The 16,549-nt window shown below is 31.7% G+C and carries 18 protein-coding genes; 5 read left to right on the forward strand and 13 right to left on the reverse strand.

What is annotated here, in order from left to right; all coding sequences use genetic code 11:
- Positions 1–12: 12 nt before the first annotated feature.
- Complete coding sequence (locus tag C8E03_RS08060; protein WP_207657795.1) at positions 13–735, forward strand: AAA family ATPase; 723 nt, start codon at positions 13–15, stop codon at positions 733–735.
- Between the two features lie 378 nt (positions 736–1,113).
- Here the strand turns inward: C8E03_RS08060 and C8E03_RS21930 are convergent, their stop codons facing one another.
- The 6 genes from C8E03_RS21930 to C8E03_RS08085 form a co-directional block, all read right to left on the reverse strand.
- Positions 1,114–1,284 (reverse strand): hypothetical protein, encoded by a 171-nt coding sequence (locus C8E03_RS21930; protein ID WP_170122940.1) that lies wholly within the window; start codon positions 1,282–1,284, stop codon positions 1,114–1,116.
- 89 nt (positions 1,285–1,373) lie between these two features.
- Entirely contained in the window at positions 1,374–2,600 is a 1,227-nt protein-coding gene (locus C8E03_RS08065) for an ABC transporter permease (RefSeq protein WP_094377011.1), read from the reverse strand.
- Complete coding sequence (locus tag C8E03_RS08070) at positions 2,597–3,472, reverse strand: ABC transporter ATP-binding protein (protein WP_110290760.1); 876 nt, start codon at positions 3,470–3,472, stop codon at positions 2,597–2,599. Before C8E03_RS08070 ends, C8E03_RS08065 begins: the two co-directional genes overlap by 4 nt.
- A 16-nt stretch (positions 3,473–3,488) precedes the next feature.
- Positions 3,489–3,794 (reverse strand): ATP-binding cassette domain-containing protein, encoded by a 306-nt coding sequence (locus C8E03_RS08075; protein ID WP_110290761.1) that lies wholly within the window; start codon positions 3,792–3,794, stop codon positions 3,489–3,491.
- 12 nt (positions 3,795–3,806) lie between these two features.
- A complete protein-coding gene (locus tag C8E03_RS08080; RefSeq protein WP_146212311.1) occupies positions 3,807–4,079 on the reverse strand; it encodes a hypothetical protein in 273 nt (90 codons plus the stop codon).
- Positions 4,080–4,792: 713 nt separating this feature from the next.
- Complete coding sequence (locus C8E03_RS08085) at positions 4,793–5,395, reverse strand: hypothetical protein (protein WP_110290763.1); 603 nt, start codon at positions 5,393–5,395, stop codon at positions 4,793–4,795.
- A 1,246-nt stretch (positions 5,396–6,641) separates the two neighbouring features.
- On the opposite strand from C8E03_RS08085, the gene C8E03_RS08095 reads away from it, so the two are divergent.
- Positions 6,642–7,532, forward strand: a complete 891-nt coding sequence (locus C8E03_RS08095; protein WP_110290764.1) for an SPL family radical SAM protein — start codon at positions 6,642–6,644, stop codon at positions 7,530–7,532.
- Positions 7,533–7,564: 32 nt separating this feature from the next.
- On the opposite strand, the gene C8E03_RS08100 is transcribed toward C8E03_RS08095, so the two are convergent.
- The 3 genes from C8E03_RS08100 to C8E03_RS08110 all read right to left on the reverse strand — a co-directional run bounded on the left by C8E03_RS08100 (position 7,565) and on the right by C8E03_RS08110 (position 10,513).
- Positions 7,565–8,515 (reverse strand): DUF4097 family beta strand repeat-containing protein, encoded by a 951-nt coding sequence (locus C8E03_RS08100; protein ID WP_094377018.1) that lies wholly within the window; start codon positions 8,513–8,515, stop codon positions 7,565–7,567.
- Between the two features lie 182 nt (positions 8,516–8,697).
- Complete coding sequence (locus tag C8E03_RS08105) at positions 8,698–9,282, reverse strand: TetR/AcrR family transcriptional regulator (protein WP_094377019.1); 585 nt, start codon at positions 9,280–9,282, stop codon at positions 8,698–8,700.
- A 346-nt stretch (positions 9,283–9,628) separates the two neighbouring features.
- On the reverse strand, positions 9,629–10,513 hold the full coding sequence (locus C8E03_RS08110; protein WP_094377020.1) for a LysR family transcriptional regulator: 885 nt from the start codon (positions 10,511–10,513) through the stop codon (positions 9,629–9,631).
- Positions 10,514–10,694: 181 nt separating this feature from the next.
- Between C8E03_RS08110 and C8E03_RS08115 the strand changes: the two genes are divergently transcribed.
- From C8E03_RS08115 to sdaAA, 3 genes are read left to right on the forward strand one after another with little or no spacing between them, the layout of a single operon-like run.
- Positions 10,695–11,891, forward strand: coding sequence for a dicarboxylate/amino acid:cation symporter (locus tag C8E03_RS08115; RefSeq protein ID WP_094377021.1), 1,197 nt, complete (start codon positions 10,695–10,697; stop codon positions 11,889–11,891).
- Positions 11,892–11,928: 37 nt separating this feature from the next.
- Positions 11,929–12,597, forward strand: coding sequence for an L-serine ammonia-lyase, iron-sulfur-dependent subunit beta (gene sdaAB / locus C8E03_RS08120; RefSeq protein WP_094377022.1), 669 nt, complete (start codon positions 11,929–11,931; stop codon positions 12,595–12,597).
- 30 nt (positions 12,598–12,627) lie between these two features.
- Complete coding sequence (gene sdaAA / locus C8E03_RS08125; protein ID WP_094377023.1) at positions 12,628–13,509, forward strand: L-serine ammonia-lyase, iron-sulfur-dependent, subunit alpha; 882 nt, start codon at positions 12,628–12,630, stop codon at positions 13,507–13,509.
- A gap of 112 nt (positions 13,510–13,621) precedes the next feature.
- Here the strand turns inward: sdaAA and C8E03_RS08130 are convergent, their stop codons facing one another.
- From C8E03_RS08130 to C8E03_RS08145, 4 genes are all read right to left on the reverse strand, one after another.
- Positions 13,622–14,416 (reverse strand): DUF3169 family protein, encoded by a 795-nt coding sequence (locus tag C8E03_RS08130; RefSeq protein WP_110290765.1) that lies wholly within the window; start codon positions 14,414–14,416, stop codon positions 13,622–13,624.
- Entirely contained in the window at positions 14,409–14,624 is a 216-nt protein-coding gene (locus tag C8E03_RS08135) for a helix-turn-helix transcriptional regulator (protein WP_110290766.1), read from the reverse strand. The genes C8E03_RS08130 and C8E03_RS08135 overlap by 8 nt, the downstream gene beginning before the upstream one ends.
- Positions 14,625–14,831: 207 nt before the next feature.
- A complete protein-coding gene (locus C8E03_RS08140; protein WP_110290767.1) occupies positions 14,832–15,488 on the reverse strand; it encodes a YkgJ family cysteine cluster protein in 657 nt (218 codons plus the stop codon).
- Between the two features lie 228 nt (positions 15,489–15,716).
- Positions 15,717–16,538 carry an undecaprenyl-diphosphate phosphatase gene (locus C8E03_RS08145; protein ID WP_110290768.1) on the reverse strand — a complete coding sequence of 274 codons (822 nt, stop codon included), beginning with the start codon at positions 16,536–16,538 and terminating at the stop codon, positions 15,717–15,719.
- Positions 16,539–16,549: the final 11 nt, after the last annotated feature.

Genomic DNA, 16,549 nt, shown 5'->3' on the forward strand with positions numbered 1-16,549 from the left:
GAAAGGATTATAATGGATATAAATAATTACATTAATAGTATAAAAATAAATTGGAATAAGCAAGAATATAAAGATTACTATAATGATATTAGTAGCCTTAAAAATCTTAATAGTTTAGATTTTAAGAAAAAAATTACTTTTTTTGTAGGTGAAAACGGATCGGGAAAATCTACTTTGCTTGAAGCTATTGCAGTAAATTATGGTTTTAATCCTGAAGGTGGTAGTATTAATTACAATTTTAGTACAAATTCAACACATTCATCTTTATCAGATTTTCTACTTCTCTCAAAAGGCATTCGTGCAAAAGATGGTTTTTTTCTTAGAGCGGAAAGTTTTTATAATATGGCTAGTTACGTGGATGATATAGGAGTTAGTTTAGATGGATATGGTGGAAGGTCATTGCATGAACAGTCACATGGCGAAAGCTTTCTTGCATTAATAAATAATAGATTTAGAGGAAATGGGTTATATTTACTAGATGAACCTGAAACAGCACTTTCCCCTCAAAGACAATTATCATTGCTCATAAAGATAAATGAATTGGTTAATAATAATTCTCAATTTATAATAGTAACTCACTCTCCAATTTTATTAGGAATTGATGATGCATGTATTTATTCTTTTGACAGTGAAATTATAAATCAGATAAAATATGAAGAAACAGAAAGTTATAATGTAACTAAACTTTTTATTGAAAATAGAAAGTTACTTTTAAAAAGATTATACTCTAATTAATAAAAATACTACTGTTTAAGGGAAGTTAGTAAAGCTTGTTTGTATAATCTTTCATTTGATGCTATGTCATAAAGTATGGTTCCAGTTCCAACATTCTTTGTGTAAAGAGGCTGAAAGACATGTTGGTAAAGAATGCGAATTGGATCAATTTTTAATGATAAGGAATTGAAAAGTAATGAATGGCATTTAAATAATTAAGAACAGAATTTAATGAACTTCATAGATTGGATCAGTATGATGTTGCGATAGGGGCTGTTGCTTTATATCTGACTGATTGATCAGTTATGGAGTAATCGCTCCATTGGTTTTTTAAAGTATGGAAAGCCAGTGTTTTTAGACACTGGCCGATAACAGACCCTTATAAGGGAATTGATTTACCTATGCAGCTCCTCTAGAAATAGCTTCTTCCGGCGTAAACCATCCGTTATTAACTACGACACCTGATGACAAAGTACTTGTTCCATTACCACTTTCCAAAGCAGAATGTGCCGCTAAAAAAATTTCTGAAATATAATTAGTTTTTGCAGCATTAATGTAGCAACCGGGCATACATGGAAGACTGTGACCAATTATTTAAAGGAGGATTGTTTATTGAGCAATGGACATTATGACCACAGACCGCCTGGAAAACTTGCTCCCTAATTAATCTTATGCTTCCGATAGGAATGTAACATTATTGGCAATAATATTATAATACAAATTAAATATACAATTAAAATCATTTGACATTGTGAAAATACTTTTTCACCAATTTGATAAACATTATATTCTTGAAAAATACTAGTACTGTCTGCCGTATTATTAGGTAACAAATTCAGTATATCTATCACAATTTTTGGCATATATCTTGTGTTAATCATTGGGGGTATAAGAAGCACAACAAACGGTATAATAATGGCTTCAAATGTAGTTTTTGCCTTTGATGAAATAAACATAGTTAAGCTTACCATCAACAAGCTTCCAAGATAGGCCAACCCTAATGAAACTCCTAATGCTTGTATATTTGTCAAATGATAAAAGCTTTTCCAGAAACCTCTATTTGTTTGAATAATACAGTTTGCTCCATCTGTACCGTATACTAGTAATACCGATAAATTATATAGTAAAACTGAACTCCAATATACTACTGTTGTAATAATATAGCTAGAAAACACCTTTGCATAAGCCACTTTAGATCTTCCATATTGCGAGGACATAAGAATATTATCCATACCGGATTGATATTCATTACAAAAAACGGGCGCTATAATTATGCATAATACAAGCATTACACAAAACAACACGAGTGCACCACCATTAAATATTTCTTTCCATCCATCCATATAGGAGTATGCAAAAGGTGTTTCCAATGTTTCAGCCGAATGAATAAAATATTCTCTTTCCTTTTCTGTATATCTTAATGCATCATTTTCATCACTATTTGCCCATTCTTTTATTTGTTTTATTCGGTTTTGATAGAATTGATTACTCTGACTAGTTGATAATTGTCCACATAAATAGTAATTAAAATCATGAAAGCTACCATACGAGTTATCAACTAAGACAACCAAATCATCTATATACTGTATTTTTAACCATCCCTCGGCTGATAGTGTCCCATCTATAGAGTTATTAGAAATTACTTTATATTCATTAATTATACTTGAAACAACATCTTCTGTAATTATAGCATTATTCTTGCTTTTTTCTTGTTTTGCCATTTTAATAGCCTTAATTCCATGTATTGTAGTGTTATCATCTATATCCCATGAAGGATAATGAATTGTATATAGAATGCTACATACCGTTATAATTAATAGTACTAAAAGAGCTATTAACGTACCTTTTTTTGATAATATTTTTTTAATTTCATATTTTAAAATCACTCTACTTCACCATCCTTATTAAAATAATAGGTATATAAGTCCTCTAAATTTGCTTTTATTTCAAATGCCTCTTCTGTTGGTTTATTTTTCGATACAACTCTACAAGTAGCAATTTCACCGACTGTTTTCAAATTACTGACGAGATACTTCATCTGAAAACTATCTGCCATTTTTTTATTAAAATTACATTCCCACACACATCCTTCTATTCTCTCCAATAATTCCTCAAATGTACCATGATCAATCAACTTCCCATTTTTCATTATTAAAATTTTATTCGCAATTGATTCTACATCAGAAACAATATGTGTTGAAAGCAATACTATTTTATCATCCGAAAATTTGCTTAAGAAATTGCGAAATTTAATTCTTTCCTTAGGATCAAGCCCCGTCGTTGGTTCATCTAAAATAAGTATCTTGGGATTATTCAGAATAGCTTGTGCAATTCCAACTCTACGTTTCATTCCACCTGATAAAGTCTTTATTTTTTTGTTTTTCTTTTCTGCTAGCGTGAATATATCAATAACTTCGTTTACTCTTTTCCTAGCGTCTGTATGATCTAACCCTTTGACTGCTGCAATATACATTAAAAAGTCATCTACCGTAAATTCTGGATAGTAGCCAAAATCTTGTGGAAGATAACCGATATTTTTGCAATATTGATTTCCCATTTTATTAATGTCGACCCCATTATACAAAACAAACCCTTTTGTGCTTTCAATCAAACCAGTAAGTATACGCATTAATGTTGTTTTTCCTGCCCCATTTGCCCCTAATAAGCCATATATCCCAGCTTCTAATTTAATATTAAAATCTTTTACAGCAATCTTATCTTTATAAACTTTTTCTAATTTTTTAATTTCTAGATACATCCACTTTTTCTCCTTATCAATTTATATACTCTTTTATACTAAGAAATATTGTATTCATATCAACTCCATCTACCAAAATTTTGCCTTCATAATTTTCATATAATCCCAGTAAAATTTTTAATAAAGTCGCTTTACCTGATCCGCTAAGACCAACTAATCCATATGTTTTATTGGCTTCAAATGTATATGTAAAATTTCTTATTGCATATTTTGTTGTATTAGGATACATAAAGGATACACTTACAAATTCAATTTTTTCAAACTCACTATTAAAAGTGGTTGAATAATCTTTATCATTTATATCTTTGATTAAAAATTTCAAACCACTTATTCATTACTTATTATTAATAAAAAATATTGGTATTATTTTACCAATAAACCATTTCTTTGCATATCCATTAACAGTAATATATTTATTTTCTTTTACAATACAATTTACTTTCTCTAATGAAAATGGTAAACTTGCAGAATATTTATTTGAAGTAACTACTATATCTTCATTACTATTATTCTTTAATAATATAACTAATTTTAAATCATATGGAACTCCAAAAACACCATATTCACCTGTTCCTCCAATCACACACAATAACCAATATAAAAACATTTTCAGACCACTTTTACACTCACTAAACATAGCATTGGTAAAATAACATTTAAATTCATCAGATTCTTTTGAATCAACCATTTCAACAATAAATCTATTCCTTTCATAAATATATTCGATAGGCTTTTCATTAAGGGTCATTTTTAAATTATAGCTTGTCTAAAAAAGTTTATCTTTTATAATTATCTTCATGATTTATATTCACTCCATTCATATATTAATTATATTTTATAATTTAAATTAAATATAAATTTTATATTATATTAATAATTAAAATTTATTAGTAATTATAAAATATTATATTAAAATACTTTAAAATATTATTTTCTTGTGATGTTAATAATTAACCATTTAAATTAAACAACTTATATATTATCTACTTAGCTATTATATAGAAATTAGCAAAATATTACCAACTTATAATTTTTTTATTTACCTATCCATCAATAAGTTTATCAAGTGCTAACGACAAAATTCCACCTAAAGAAGTACAACATCCTAAATTATCCAGGCATAAATTAAATAATGCACTACCTGACACATTAAAAGATGCACTGCCAATTATACCACATGCTGTACTAATCCATTTTGCTGCACTAGGTGCAAATTTCTTTAATAATGCTTTTGCTGCACTCCGTTATTTTAATATAATAATAAAGTCATAAGTAAAAATTATTTATAATTTATTATAATTTGCATAAATACTATTATCATTAACCAAATAGCACTAAATATAATTTGTGAAACAATAACAAATATGATACTCTTCTGATGTATTTTAAAGAAATTTCATCTAGATAATCACTTAATCTCATAATTGCATATTTACTTGCAGATTTTTCATATTTAACAATAAAATACATTCTATGTAAAAATAAAAGAATTTCAAGTAAAAAAATTATATAACTTATTTTTACAAATAATTGAGTTCCAGCTAAAGCCAAAATCGAAATACCAAAATAAATGGGAATTGCTAATAATCTATTAATACATGTAACACTCATATTAAACAAAATTCTTTTAGATTTTAAATCATCAAGATAATGGCCAAGTTCATGATATATTGCAAAAGTATCATAAGCACTATATTCCTCTTTCTTAATATAAAATATTGTTATTTTTCGAGGATCATAACCATAATACTTTGCTCTTTCAAAATTTAAATACTTGTTGTCATTAGCAATTTCTTTTAATTTGATTAAAAAATCCTGGTTGCTATATTTTGATTTTTTTTTCAGCTGTATCTGAATTTTTTTAATAGTAAATACAATAACATAATAGACTGTAAATATTAATATATTACTCCATAATATCATAACATTAGCCACTTTCGTATAAAATATTTCTTATAAACTACATGATTAAGACATTACATAGATTGACTTTCCTGACCAGAAAGATCTTGGGCATTCTAACTTCTGCTCACTGTTGTGGATAAATCTCTATCATCTTATGCTACTCTGTGCATTGTCATTGTCTGTCTTGTTTCCTAATATAAGTATTGTAGTCGTCTACTGATATATCCGTATAAAATATTAGTCATCATCCGTTTGTAATGTTATAATTAACACATTCGTTAATTTTAATTTTTTATTTAGACTTAATCTTAATTTTCCCATTTTTTATCCTTAAACCTTTTAATATTTTATAGGTATGTTGCAAGTTTATTGCTTACCATATCCTATACTAATTTATAAAATGTTCAATTTATTAGTATGACAACCTGCCAAATCTACCATTAGTTGCAATGTGATACTCCTCAGTAAATTAATTTCTTTTTTATGAAGAAGCTTTTTGTTAATCTTCTTTTTAACATGATAGAATTGACGTCATATACAATATTCAAACTCTCTTTTAATTCTATACATTTTATTCTAATAATTTTTAAAAATTTCATCATTAATGTTAATAAGATTGAAATCTTGCTTTCTATTTACTTCTATTTAAGAAAAAAATTTTACAACAAAGAACGATAATATAAAGATATATGCTATACAAAAAGTAATTTTTTAAAATTAATCCTATACACAAATGTAAAAATAAAATTACTCCCCATACTAGAATGAATTTAAATATATTATCTTTCATATCTATAATAAATTTATCTGATATTTTACTGTCAATGAATCCTATAACAAATCCTATTAATAGCAATTCCATTTTAATTCCTCCTTATTATTTATTATTTTCTTTGTAACTGTTTGCAACCAATTACAATCTATTTAACAAATATGCTTAAAACAATATCAAGTATAGCTTAACTCATCCTCTTGGTTGAAATCTTCTAATATAACTTCCTGTTCATCTTCTTTACATTTTATATCGTTTATCAGTTTGTATTTATAGTCTAATTTGAATTCACAAAATAGTCAACAATAACTCCATAAACGGTATTATAATTTATGACTGATTTTTGATAAATAATTGCAAAAATAATAATAATAATATATTAAGTTAAAATCTACCATATTCCTTAATATGCTTTAATATTAGTCTGTTTTTTATAAATAAAAAGTGATAAAATAAGAGATAAAAAAATGAAGCAATAGGAGTAAGGATATCATGTATAAAGAAATGAAATGTACTGCTGCCTGCAATAAGTTAAAACGAAAAATACCATATTCGTGGGACTTAAATATTTATCGCGGCTGCGAACATGGCTGTAAATATTGCTATGCCATGTACTCACATGATTATTTAGAAAACGAAGAATTTTTTAAAGATATATACGTTAAAACCAATATTGTTGAAGTCTTGGAACAGCAGCTTGCAAGCTCGAATTGGAAGCGTGAGGTGATCAATCTGGGTGGCGTTACCGACAGCTATCAGCCTGCGGAGGCTTTGTATCAGATTATGCCTGATATCCTAAAGCTGTTGATTAGGTACCAGACACCCTGCATTATTTCAACGAAAAGCGATTTGATCCTAAGAGACTATGATTTAATTGATGAGTTATCACGAATCACTTATGTCAATATCGCTGCAACAATTACATGTATGGATGAAGCGGTGCAGAAAATGCTCGAACCAGGCGGCGCCGACTCCCTAAAACGCTTTGAAATGCTGAAATCCTTTTCTAAAACCAACGCCTCCATTGGACTGCATTTTATGCCTATCATTCCATATCTGACAGATAATTATGAAAATATTGATTCCTTATATTCATATGCCCGTGACTGCCATGTTTCCTATGTACTTCCCGGAACCTTGTATCTGCGGGGCAAAACAAGAAATGTATTCTATGCATTTATCAACAAAGAATATCCGAATTTATATGAGCCATTAAAAAGCCTTTATCAAACAGGAGGCGCGCCAAAGGAATATAAAAATGAGTTATATAAAACGGTAAACAGTATCCGTGAAAAATACGGCTTATCCTCCAGCTACAGTGCTCCTATGAAAGAAAAAATGAAAAGGGAGGAGTATGTTCAATTAACACTATTTGATTCATAGAAAATATCTAAATCTCTTAGAATTTAATCCTATTATTTTTTTAAAATTTTGATACTTCCTGATGCAGTTTGAAGTATAATGTTATTATTTTTCGTACCAACTTGTTCGGATAACTTCTTTTTATCCGTACTTTCATTTTCACTTATTTGAAAATCGGATTGTATTTTTCCGCTAGAAGTATTGGCTTTCATTGAAAACTCAGCCGTACTTGGAAGCTCTAAGGTAACACTCCCAGAGGAAGATTCTATATTTACTTCCTGATCTTCAAATTCTTCGTAGGTTACGAAAACTTTTCCTGAACCTGTCTTAGCAGTTAAGGAACCACTATTACTGTTAATCGTAACGCTGCCTGATAAAGTTTCAATATCAGACTGCTTTGCATTACAATCGTAAACATTTATTGAAGATGATTTACCCTTTATTTCTAATTCATTTGTATCTATTTTATTTATATCAACGTTTCCAGAAGAAGTATTGATAGAAATTTTGTCTGCAATTAATGTTTCTGCTTTTACAATACCGGAACTGGTATTAAATGTTAAATTTGCGACTTCCATAGAATCTACAGTAATGCTTCCCGAACTTGAAGATATATCAAGGGAAAGGTTATTTTCATAATCCTTTGGAATATAGATATCCAAAACAAAATCTTCATACAGTGGTATCTTAGATGTACGCTGTAGTTTTATGATAAGCATATTATCTTTTATTTCAGTTATAATATTTATATCAGCCATTACTGTACCATGCAGAATCATTTTTACATCACTGTCATCTTTTGTTTCAATAAAATGTACAGGAGGAGAAAAATGTGCAAAAGAGGAATTCATATCTACCTGTATTTTATTGATATTCTCTATTGATACGTTTTCTTCTTTATTAATTTCCTTCAACATACGTGATGCTCCGAATCCTATAATTCCCATAATTATTAACACTCCAATCATGATTAATATTATTATTTTACGCAATTTTATTTCCATATCTAATTCTCCTTTTACAATTTTCTAGAGAGCTAGCCTCAAGAGTATCTTTCTATATGCCTGGGTGCTTTCTATGGCTTTTTCATTGGCATGCCCCCTTTCTCTACCTGTAATTAGTTATGTGAATGAATAATATTAAATTCATTCATTGTATTGTAAAAAAACTCTTACTTTTTAATCTTTTATTTTTGAAATTCCGTCAGTCCTTTCATAATAAACTCCACTAGGTAATCAGTTACCTGTGGGAAATTGCAAACACCAATTTCTTCCTTATGAATTTCTATATAAGGTACCGAATTAAATAGACTAAGTATTAACCCATCATCCAAATCGTTCCTGATTTTCTTTTCTGCTTTCCATTTTCTAATTAATTCTGCTGTACTGCTATTCATCAAATCATAGATTCCCACTATTCCACCTTCTTGATAAAATTCTTTCTCCAACTTACTAAAAAGCTCCCTGTTATACCATTCCTTTAATATAGGGTTGGAATTCATACCGTTTAGATTTAATGTGATTGCTTCTTTCACCACTTGTAACGGGTCTCCATCTAAGTCAATTGATCCCATAATGCTTCTTTTTAGATTCTCGTTTTCTTTTAAATAAATTTCAATAAAGAGCTTCTCTTTTGATTCGTAGTAATTGTAGAATGTCCCTACCGCTATTTTAGCTCTTTTCGTAATGTCAGAAACATTTGTATCTTTAAATCCTTTCTCACTGAATAATTCTTTCCCACAATTAAAAATATCAACCTTTTTATCTTCCATATTACATAGCCTCCAAGTATGAATGAATAATATTTAATTCATTCATATTGTAGCATAGCAATTTACCTATGTCAATTTATTTATAATGACAGTTTTATGCCATTAAATGATACCGCGATTTGTAGTTTTCAACTATTTCATCTCCGTCTAAAAAGGATGTCACACTTAGAACTTCATTTTGATCCTTCTGATACAGCATCAAATAATTTCTTAACTGTTTTACGCGAGTATCATATAATTTAGAATACAACCTCTTTGTTTCATAAACTGCTTCTTTTTTACACAAGTGACTGAATTCATATTTCCATACTTTTATATCAAACTAATTTAAGGGTGGTGAGCTATGCTACACCATCCCTAAATTGGCTAATCTGATAAATTCCTGCATTTCTTCAGTCATCCATTTATCCTTATGATAAAATATCTGGCGTGACATGGACATCTTGAAATCTGTTATATTTAATATAGATAGTTCATTATTATTCACACTTTGACTGACCGCAAAATGGGGCAGAAATGAAAGTCCAAGATTATTTTTAACCATATTAATGATAAATTCTGTGTTACCTGCTTCCAAAAATGGCTTAATCTCCATATTTTTTGAAGCTAAATGCTGATCGAGTGCGTGTCGGTAATTATCCTCCTTTTCTGTAAGAAAAAAAGGCTTATCCATTAAATCCGAAAGGCTGACCATAGGGCTTTTGGAAAGTGAAAACAAAGGGGAGGAAACAAACACAATGTACTCTTGCCGTTCCATAACCTTAACCCAATTACTATTATAGATGGGATAATCTAAGATATAAATAATATCAACCTGATTATGCTCCATCATGTGAATCAGTTTTTTAGGAGAATCCGTAGTAATTTTAATCGATATCTGCGGATGGTTCTTATAAAAATATTGTAACAGTGAGGGAAACTTAAAGAAACACAAGGACTCTATCGTGCCTATGTGCAGCGTCCGCTCTAAAGCATCCGGTTTTCCAAGCGCTGATTTCGCTTCATGTATTTCTTTCAATACGTTATTGGCATAATGAAGAAACTGCTTACCGGGTGGGGTAAGGGTAATACATTTTCCCATTCTGTCAAACAGTCTGGTATTTAATTCCTGCTCAAGCAGCCCGATTTGTATTGTAACAGCGGATTGAGAATATCCAAGTTCCTGTGCCGCTTTTGAAAAGCTTTGTAATTGTACAATTTTCACAAATGTATTTAACTGGCGTATTTCCATAATATACATTATCTCCATATAATATTAAAATTATTTAAGATATCTATAAAAAGCATCAAATTGATTTATACATATCGCTATGTTACACTATATAAGAAAAGATGTCAATCGTGGAAAATTCACAATCGATATTTTTAAAATATAGCGCGCTAAAGAAAACATAAATAAGGAAGGGTTTACAATGAAGAAGAAAATAGGTCTTGTACCAAAATTAATTATTGCAATAGTTCTAGGTATTTTAATCGGGCAATTTTTGCCAGAATCAATTTGTCGTGCAGTCGTTACTGCATCAACCATATTTAGTACATTTTTGAAATTTGTAATTCCACTCATGATTGTTGCCTATGTAACCATGGGTATTGCAGACTTGTCTCAGGGTGCGGGTAAATTACTGATTATTACAGTCTGTATTGCTTATGGTTCCACTTTAATAGGAGGAACGGCATCCTATTTTATTTCAAGCAGTTTGTTCCCACACTTTATCAGTGACGGTGTGTTAGAACAAATAGCAGCTACTGCAGACAATTCACTGGCAACTTACTTTAGTCTCTCAATTCCTGCCTTACTAGATACTCTTTCAGCAGTTGTACTGGCGTTTGTACTTGGATTATGTCTATCTACCATGAGAGGCAAGGAAATTGGCAACACTCTGTATGAAACGATGAAAGACTTCTCAGGAATCATCGATAAAGTGTTACATACTGCTATTATTCCTTTATTGCCGCTTTATATTTGCGGAACTTTCGTTGATATGACAAAATCTGGCAAGACCTTTGCAATCCTAAGTGTTCTTTGGAAAGTATTTATTGTCGTAATTGCGATGCATCTTATTTATATCGTAATACAATTCATTATAGCCGGAACCATCAGCAAGAAAAATCCTTGGACACTGCTTAAAAATCAGATCCCGGGCTATACAACTGCACTAGGTACACAGTCCTCAGCTGCAACCATACCTGTTAATTTACAATGTGCCGAAAAGGACGGAGTTTGCGAACAAATTCGTAACTTTGTCGTTCCACTTTGTGCTAACATACATATGTGTGGTTCTATGATTACAATCACCGCCTGTGCAACTGCCGTTTGTCTGATTAATCAGATTCCAATCAGCCTGGCGACTGTTGTACCGTTTATTATGACTTTAGGTGTCGCTATGGTAGCGTCTCCTGGTGCACCGGGAGGTTCTATTATGACAGCACTTCCTTTCCTTTACATGATATTTGGTACGGAAGCCGGTGACCCTAACGGTCCAATCTGTGCCATTATGGTTGCACTTTATATCACACAGGATTCCTTTGGAACTGCATGTAATATTTCAGGTGACAACGCAATTGGTATTGTTGTAAATACCATATATGAGAAGTGGATAAAAGCATAGAAGCAGTCTTACAGACCGCTTGCTTTGGAGGTATACAATGAATGTATTTGACATCATAGGGCCCATTATGATAGGCCCATCCAGTTCACATACCGCAGGTGCAGTACGCCTTGGGCGTGTAGCAAATAAAGTAATGAATAATGCTCCTATCGCATCAGTCAAAATAGAACTTTCAGGTTCATTTGCACACACTTATAAGGGACATGGCACGGATCGGGCACTTTTGGCAGGAATCATGGGCTACAGAAGCTATTCGGAAGAAATTAGAGATGCCTTGACGATAGCAACTAATCGTGGGATAGCATATGAATTTATTCCAACCGACATTCCCGGAACTCATCCTAACACAGCGCGGATCCACGTAACCGGAGTCAATGGGGAAGAATGTACCGTGGAAGGCTCCAGTATCGGTGGTGGAAATATCCGGGTTGACTGGATTAACGGAATGAAAGTAGATTTCACCGGGGAACATAACACAATATTAGTATTACACTATGATAAACCAGGACTGATTGCGGCCGTAACAAATCTGATGGCAACAAAATATAAGGATGTTAATATTGGTAATTTCAGACTAACACGACCGGTTAAGGGTGGAGAGGCGATGATGACGATGGAAATAGATGGTCTGCCACCACTTGGAATGATCGATGAAATGAGAAATATTAACAATGTCATAAATATACTATTAATTCGTGCAACGTAAGTCTCAATCTTGTGCGTAAGGAGAATAATCATGCTGACCTATAAATCAATAGAAGAATTAATTAAATGTTCCATCAAACAAAATAAAAAAATCAGCCAAATGGTACTGGAAGATCAAGCCTTGCAAATGGAAAAAAGCATAGATGAAATTTATGATGAGATGGAAAAGAGTTTTGATGTAATGTGTGAGGCTGTCGTTCAAGGACAAGCCAAGAACCAACGCTCTACTTCCGGACTTACCGGTGGTGAAGGATTTAAAATGAAGCATTATAGTGAGCAGACAAATGGCGGGCTTAGCGGAATTTTCATGACAAAAGCTATGAGTCGTGCTCTTGCAGTTTCCGGCTGTAATGCATCTATGGGCAAAATAGTTGCCACACCAACGGCAGGAAGCTGTGGTATTATGCCTGGTTGTCTTGTATCACTTTATGAAGATAAAAGCATAGACAAAAGATCCATTGTTATGTCTTTATTTACAGGTGCTGCCTTTGGTATTGTAATTGCTGACAGAGCCTGCATCGCAGGAGCACAGGGCGGTTGTCAGGCAGAATGCGGAAGTGCCGCCGGAATGGCTGCCGCTGCATTGGTGGAACTTTATGGTGGAACGCCACAGCAATGCGCCGATGCTTGCGCTATTGCAATTGGCAATCAGCTTGGACTCGTATGCGACCCGGTAGCAGGATTGGTAGAAATTCCATGTATTAAAAGAAATGTGTCAGGAGTCATGATAGCCTTTTCTTCTGCAGATATGGCTCTTGCAGGAATACAGTCTGAAATTCCGGTTGATGAATGTATTGACTCAATGGGAGAAGTAGGACGGGCACTTCCTGCTTCACTGAAAGAGACTGCACTTGGAGGTTTAGCTTCTACCCCTACCGGATTAAAATTAAAAGAACAGGTATTTGGAAATTAGTTCTCATTAAAAGCTTTGTTAATATATGAATTTAATGATTTCAATTCTAATTTAAAAACGCTGCATGCTTTCCTTAGCAATTGCAGCGTTTTTCTTATGTCATAGAAACAAATTAATAGTTCTTATTGGAAATACTTGATAATCGAATTGACTCTTTACAATAACTGGATATTTGTACAATCCAAATGACAGACACTAAAGTAACCGGCAAAAGACCAAAATCCCAAACCATAGCTCCAAGCACACACATCAACCATAATATGGAACATGTTCTATTTACTGTTTGATAGGCTTTGTAGGCGGCTTTGTATATACTAAGCTTTTCTGCCTCATCACAGCTTTTTTCCCATGTTTTTGCAAATTTTGCTTCAAATACGCTTCCCTTTTTCTCTGGGTTAATCTCTTTTAAAAAGTTCACAATTTTTTGATGTGAGATGGTGATAATGACAATAGAGACTATTAATGCTCCTGTTATGAATATTACACGAAACAAGATGTCATCATCTAAACCATAAATAATATTATAAAATCCAACAGCAAAAAGAAAAAAAGATACTATTGTAAGAATCGAGGAAAGCCAAAGTGCATATGCTAAATACAATTCAATTTGAGCCATTTCCTCTTCGTCCTCACCATCCCACTCCTGATAAAGTCTGCGGCTCTTTTGATACAAATATAAAATGAAGAATAATCCTGCGATTGGAAGTATTAAATTAGCAATCGGTGTTAATCCAAGTAAAAATTTTAACAAACTTTCTGAAATGATTCGAGCAACTTTTTCTTTGAACATAACGGAACAATATCCTACTACCCCTCCTGCCAAAGCTGACAGAATTAAAATAACTATAAATTTTTTGATTGCTTTTTTATCTTCTTTTTTTATTTCATGAAGCTTTTCACTACTCATCTATCTCATCCTCCTCATAATGAAAGATTTCTTCTACTGTTACACCAAATACCTTTGCAATTTTTAATGCTAATGTCACGGACGGGGAATAATCTCCTCGTTCAATCTGACTGATTGTCTGTCTTGATACTTTGACAAGCTGTCCCAGTTCAAACTGATTTATTTTTAAATTAGCTCGATATTCTTTTAAGCGATTATATAATGGCACATTTTACTCCTCCTTGCCTCTTAGAATTTAGTTTGACAACTTTTCTTGTCATTTTTATTGTATCACTGACAACTTTAGTTGTCAACCACTTTTGTATGATAGAGATTTGCAGCAGTATTCTATTACAATAAGGGGCAAAGTGTCTGCGACACTTTGCCCCTTATTCTTATTATATTACCTATTTTTTGCCTAAATCCACGGCTGTTCCTAACATTTATTTGCCTCCTTAAGTCGGCTATAAAACTGTGTATAAAAATCCAAACAATCCTCATATGGCTTAATATAGAAAAGTTTTAGAAGATTCATGTTTCTATTCTTAATCCACGTGTCGTCCTGCATCAGACTAATTTGATTCTCTATGCCTTTTAGAAAATAGTGCCAATCCGTTATAAAAGCTTCATAATCTTTTAAATTGGGTGTATCAATCCATTTGCTTATTTTTACTTTTGTTTTATTTGGCTGCCTGCACTCATGAATCTGCAAAAAATACTGAAAGCTATTGTTTTCGTAATATCTGCCCAGTGGAAAAAGTCTGCATATTCCCGGTCGAAAAGAATGAATACTGCATCGCCCATTCTCATTTAAAAAAGAACATCTTTCGTCTTCTCCAAGCATTTTCAAATTTGGTAAAATAATTCCATCTACGACCTGATGCTCGACTCGCTCTGCCATTAATTGTTCAAAGCTTTGTCCTAAATTAGTTTGTAACCGATAGCTATCCAAGGGGTCTAAAATAATAGAGCTTCCCATTTTCTGACAGCAGGAAAAGCAATCTTTACAGCCATTACAGTTCGCTTTTACCAAATCATTTGCCTGATATAATTTTCCATCGGATATTTCATCCAGACTAACATTTCGTTTCATAATTTTCCTCTAATCTTATTATTACTCAAAATATTACATTATTTATGAATTAAATTCAATTTTTAATGTTTTAATGAATTATATCATAATTAGCAGCTAGATGTAATACTATTATAATTCAAAAATAAAGCGAGCCTATCTACTTTATATTTAATCAAACATATTTTGGAATAATTTAAAAAATTTATTATTATGATAGAAATAAGTAATCTATTTTAAGTATTCGCTCTAACTCGTAAATCCAAAATAAATAAATACAAAAATTCCCAATACAATTCGATACCAGCCAAAGGCTTTAAAATCATGTTTTTTAATATAACTCAGTAAAAATTGTATGACTAAAATTGATACCAAAAATGCTGTTACCATAGCTGCCAACAATATGAGTAATTCATTTTTTTGAAAGTGGAAGCCAAAGTCAAGCAGCTTCATAAAGCTAGCTCCAAACATTGCCGGAATGGCTAAATAAAATGTAAATTCTGTTATTACGCTTCTTGAAACTCCAAGCAGCAAGGCTCCAATTATTGTAGCCCCTGACCTTGAGGTCCCTGGAAAAACTGCTGCAACCACCTGAAAGATTCCAATATAAAACGCAGTTTGATAAGTAATCTCTTGTATTGTGTTCACTTTGCTAATTCGATTCTTATTCCATTGCTCAACAACAATAAATAACGCTCCAACCAAAATCAGCATAAATGCCACTACCTTATAATTATAAAATAATGCTTCTATTTTATCTCCCCAAAAAAGCTCAACAAAAACAGCAGGGATACAGGCTGTTACTATTTTAAACCACATTAGGAATATATCTTTTTGTATAAAACCCTTTTCATGAAAAGAAAAAGGAAATATTTTCTTCCAGAATAACAGCACTACCGCCATTATTGCCCCCAATTGAATTACCACTAAAAACATATCCAAATACTCTTTGCTTACCAAAAGGGGGGAAATCTCATTCAGTAAAATCATATGCCCTGTACTGCTAATAGGCAGCCACTCTGATATCCCCTCAACAATACCAAAAATAAGGGCTTTTATTATTTCTAACATCAATCAATCCT

Origin of the sequence: Lachnotalea glycerini (assembly GCF_003201285.1) — a bacterium.
Taxonomy (GTDB): domain Bacteria; phylum Bacillota; class Clostridia; order Lachnospirales; family Lachnospiraceae; genus Lachnotalea; species Lachnotalea glycerini.

Excerpts from the sequence above, each read along its gene's own strand:
- C8E03_RS08085 (WP_110290763.1), bottom strand. The coding sequence starts at position 5,395 with ATGATATTATGGAGTAATATATTAATATTTACAGTCTATTATGTTATT.
- C8E03_RS08060 (WP_207657795.1), top strand. The coding sequence starts at position 13 with ATGGATATAAATAATTACATTAATAGTATAAAAATAAATTGGAATAAG.
- sdaAA (WP_094377023.1), top strand. The coding sequence starts at position 12,628 with ATGCTGACCTATAAATCAATAGAAGAATTAATTAAATGTTCCATCAAA.
- C8E03_RS08140 (WP_110290767.1), bottom strand. The coding sequence starts at position 15,488 with ATGAAACGAAATGTTAGTCTGGATGAAATATCCGATGGAAAATTATAT.
- C8E03_RS08110 (WP_094377020.1), bottom strand. The coding sequence starts at position 10,513 with ATGGAAATACGCCAGTTAAATACATTTGTGAAAATTGTACAATTACAA.
- C8E03_RS08145 (WP_110290768.1), bottom strand. The coding sequence starts at position 16,538 with ATGTTAGAAATAATAAAAGCCCTTATTTTTGGTATTGTTGAGGGGATA.
- C8E03_RS08115 (WP_094377021.1), top strand. The coding sequence starts at position 10,695 with ATGAAGAAGAAAATAGGTCTTGTACCAAAATTAATTATTGCAATAGTT.
- C8E03_RS08100 (WP_094377018.1), bottom strand. The coding sequence starts at position 8,515 with ATGGAAATAAAATTGCGTAAAATAATAATATTAATCATGATTGGAGTG.
- C8E03_RS08130 (WP_110290765.1), bottom strand. The coding sequence starts at position 14,416 with ATGAGTAGTGAAAAGCTTCATGAAATAAAAAAAGAAGATAAAAAAGCA.
- sdaAB (WP_094377022.1), top strand. The coding sequence starts at position 11,929 with ATGAATGTATTTGACATCATAGGGCCCATTATGATAGGCCCATCCAGT.
- C8E03_RS08105 (WP_094377019.1), bottom strand. The coding sequence starts at position 9,282 with ATGGAAGATAAAAAGGTTGATATTTTTAATTGTGGGAAAGAATTATTC.
- C8E03_RS08095 (WP_110290764.1), top strand. The coding sequence starts at position 6,642 with ATGTATAAAGAAATGAAATGTACTGCTGCCTGCAATAAGTTAAAACGA.
- C8E03_RS08070 (WP_110290760.1), bottom strand. The coding sequence starts at position 3,472 with ATGTATCTAGAAATTAAAAAATTAGAAAAAGTTTATAAAGATAAGATT.
- C8E03_RS08080 (WP_146212311.1), bottom strand. The coding sequence starts at position 4,079 with ATGTTTTTATATTGGTTATTGTGTGTGATTGGAGGAACAGGTGAATAT.
- C8E03_RS21930 (WP_170122940.1), bottom strand. The coding sequence starts at position 1,284 with ATGCCCGGTTGCTACATTAATGCTGCAAAAACTAATTATATTTCAGAA.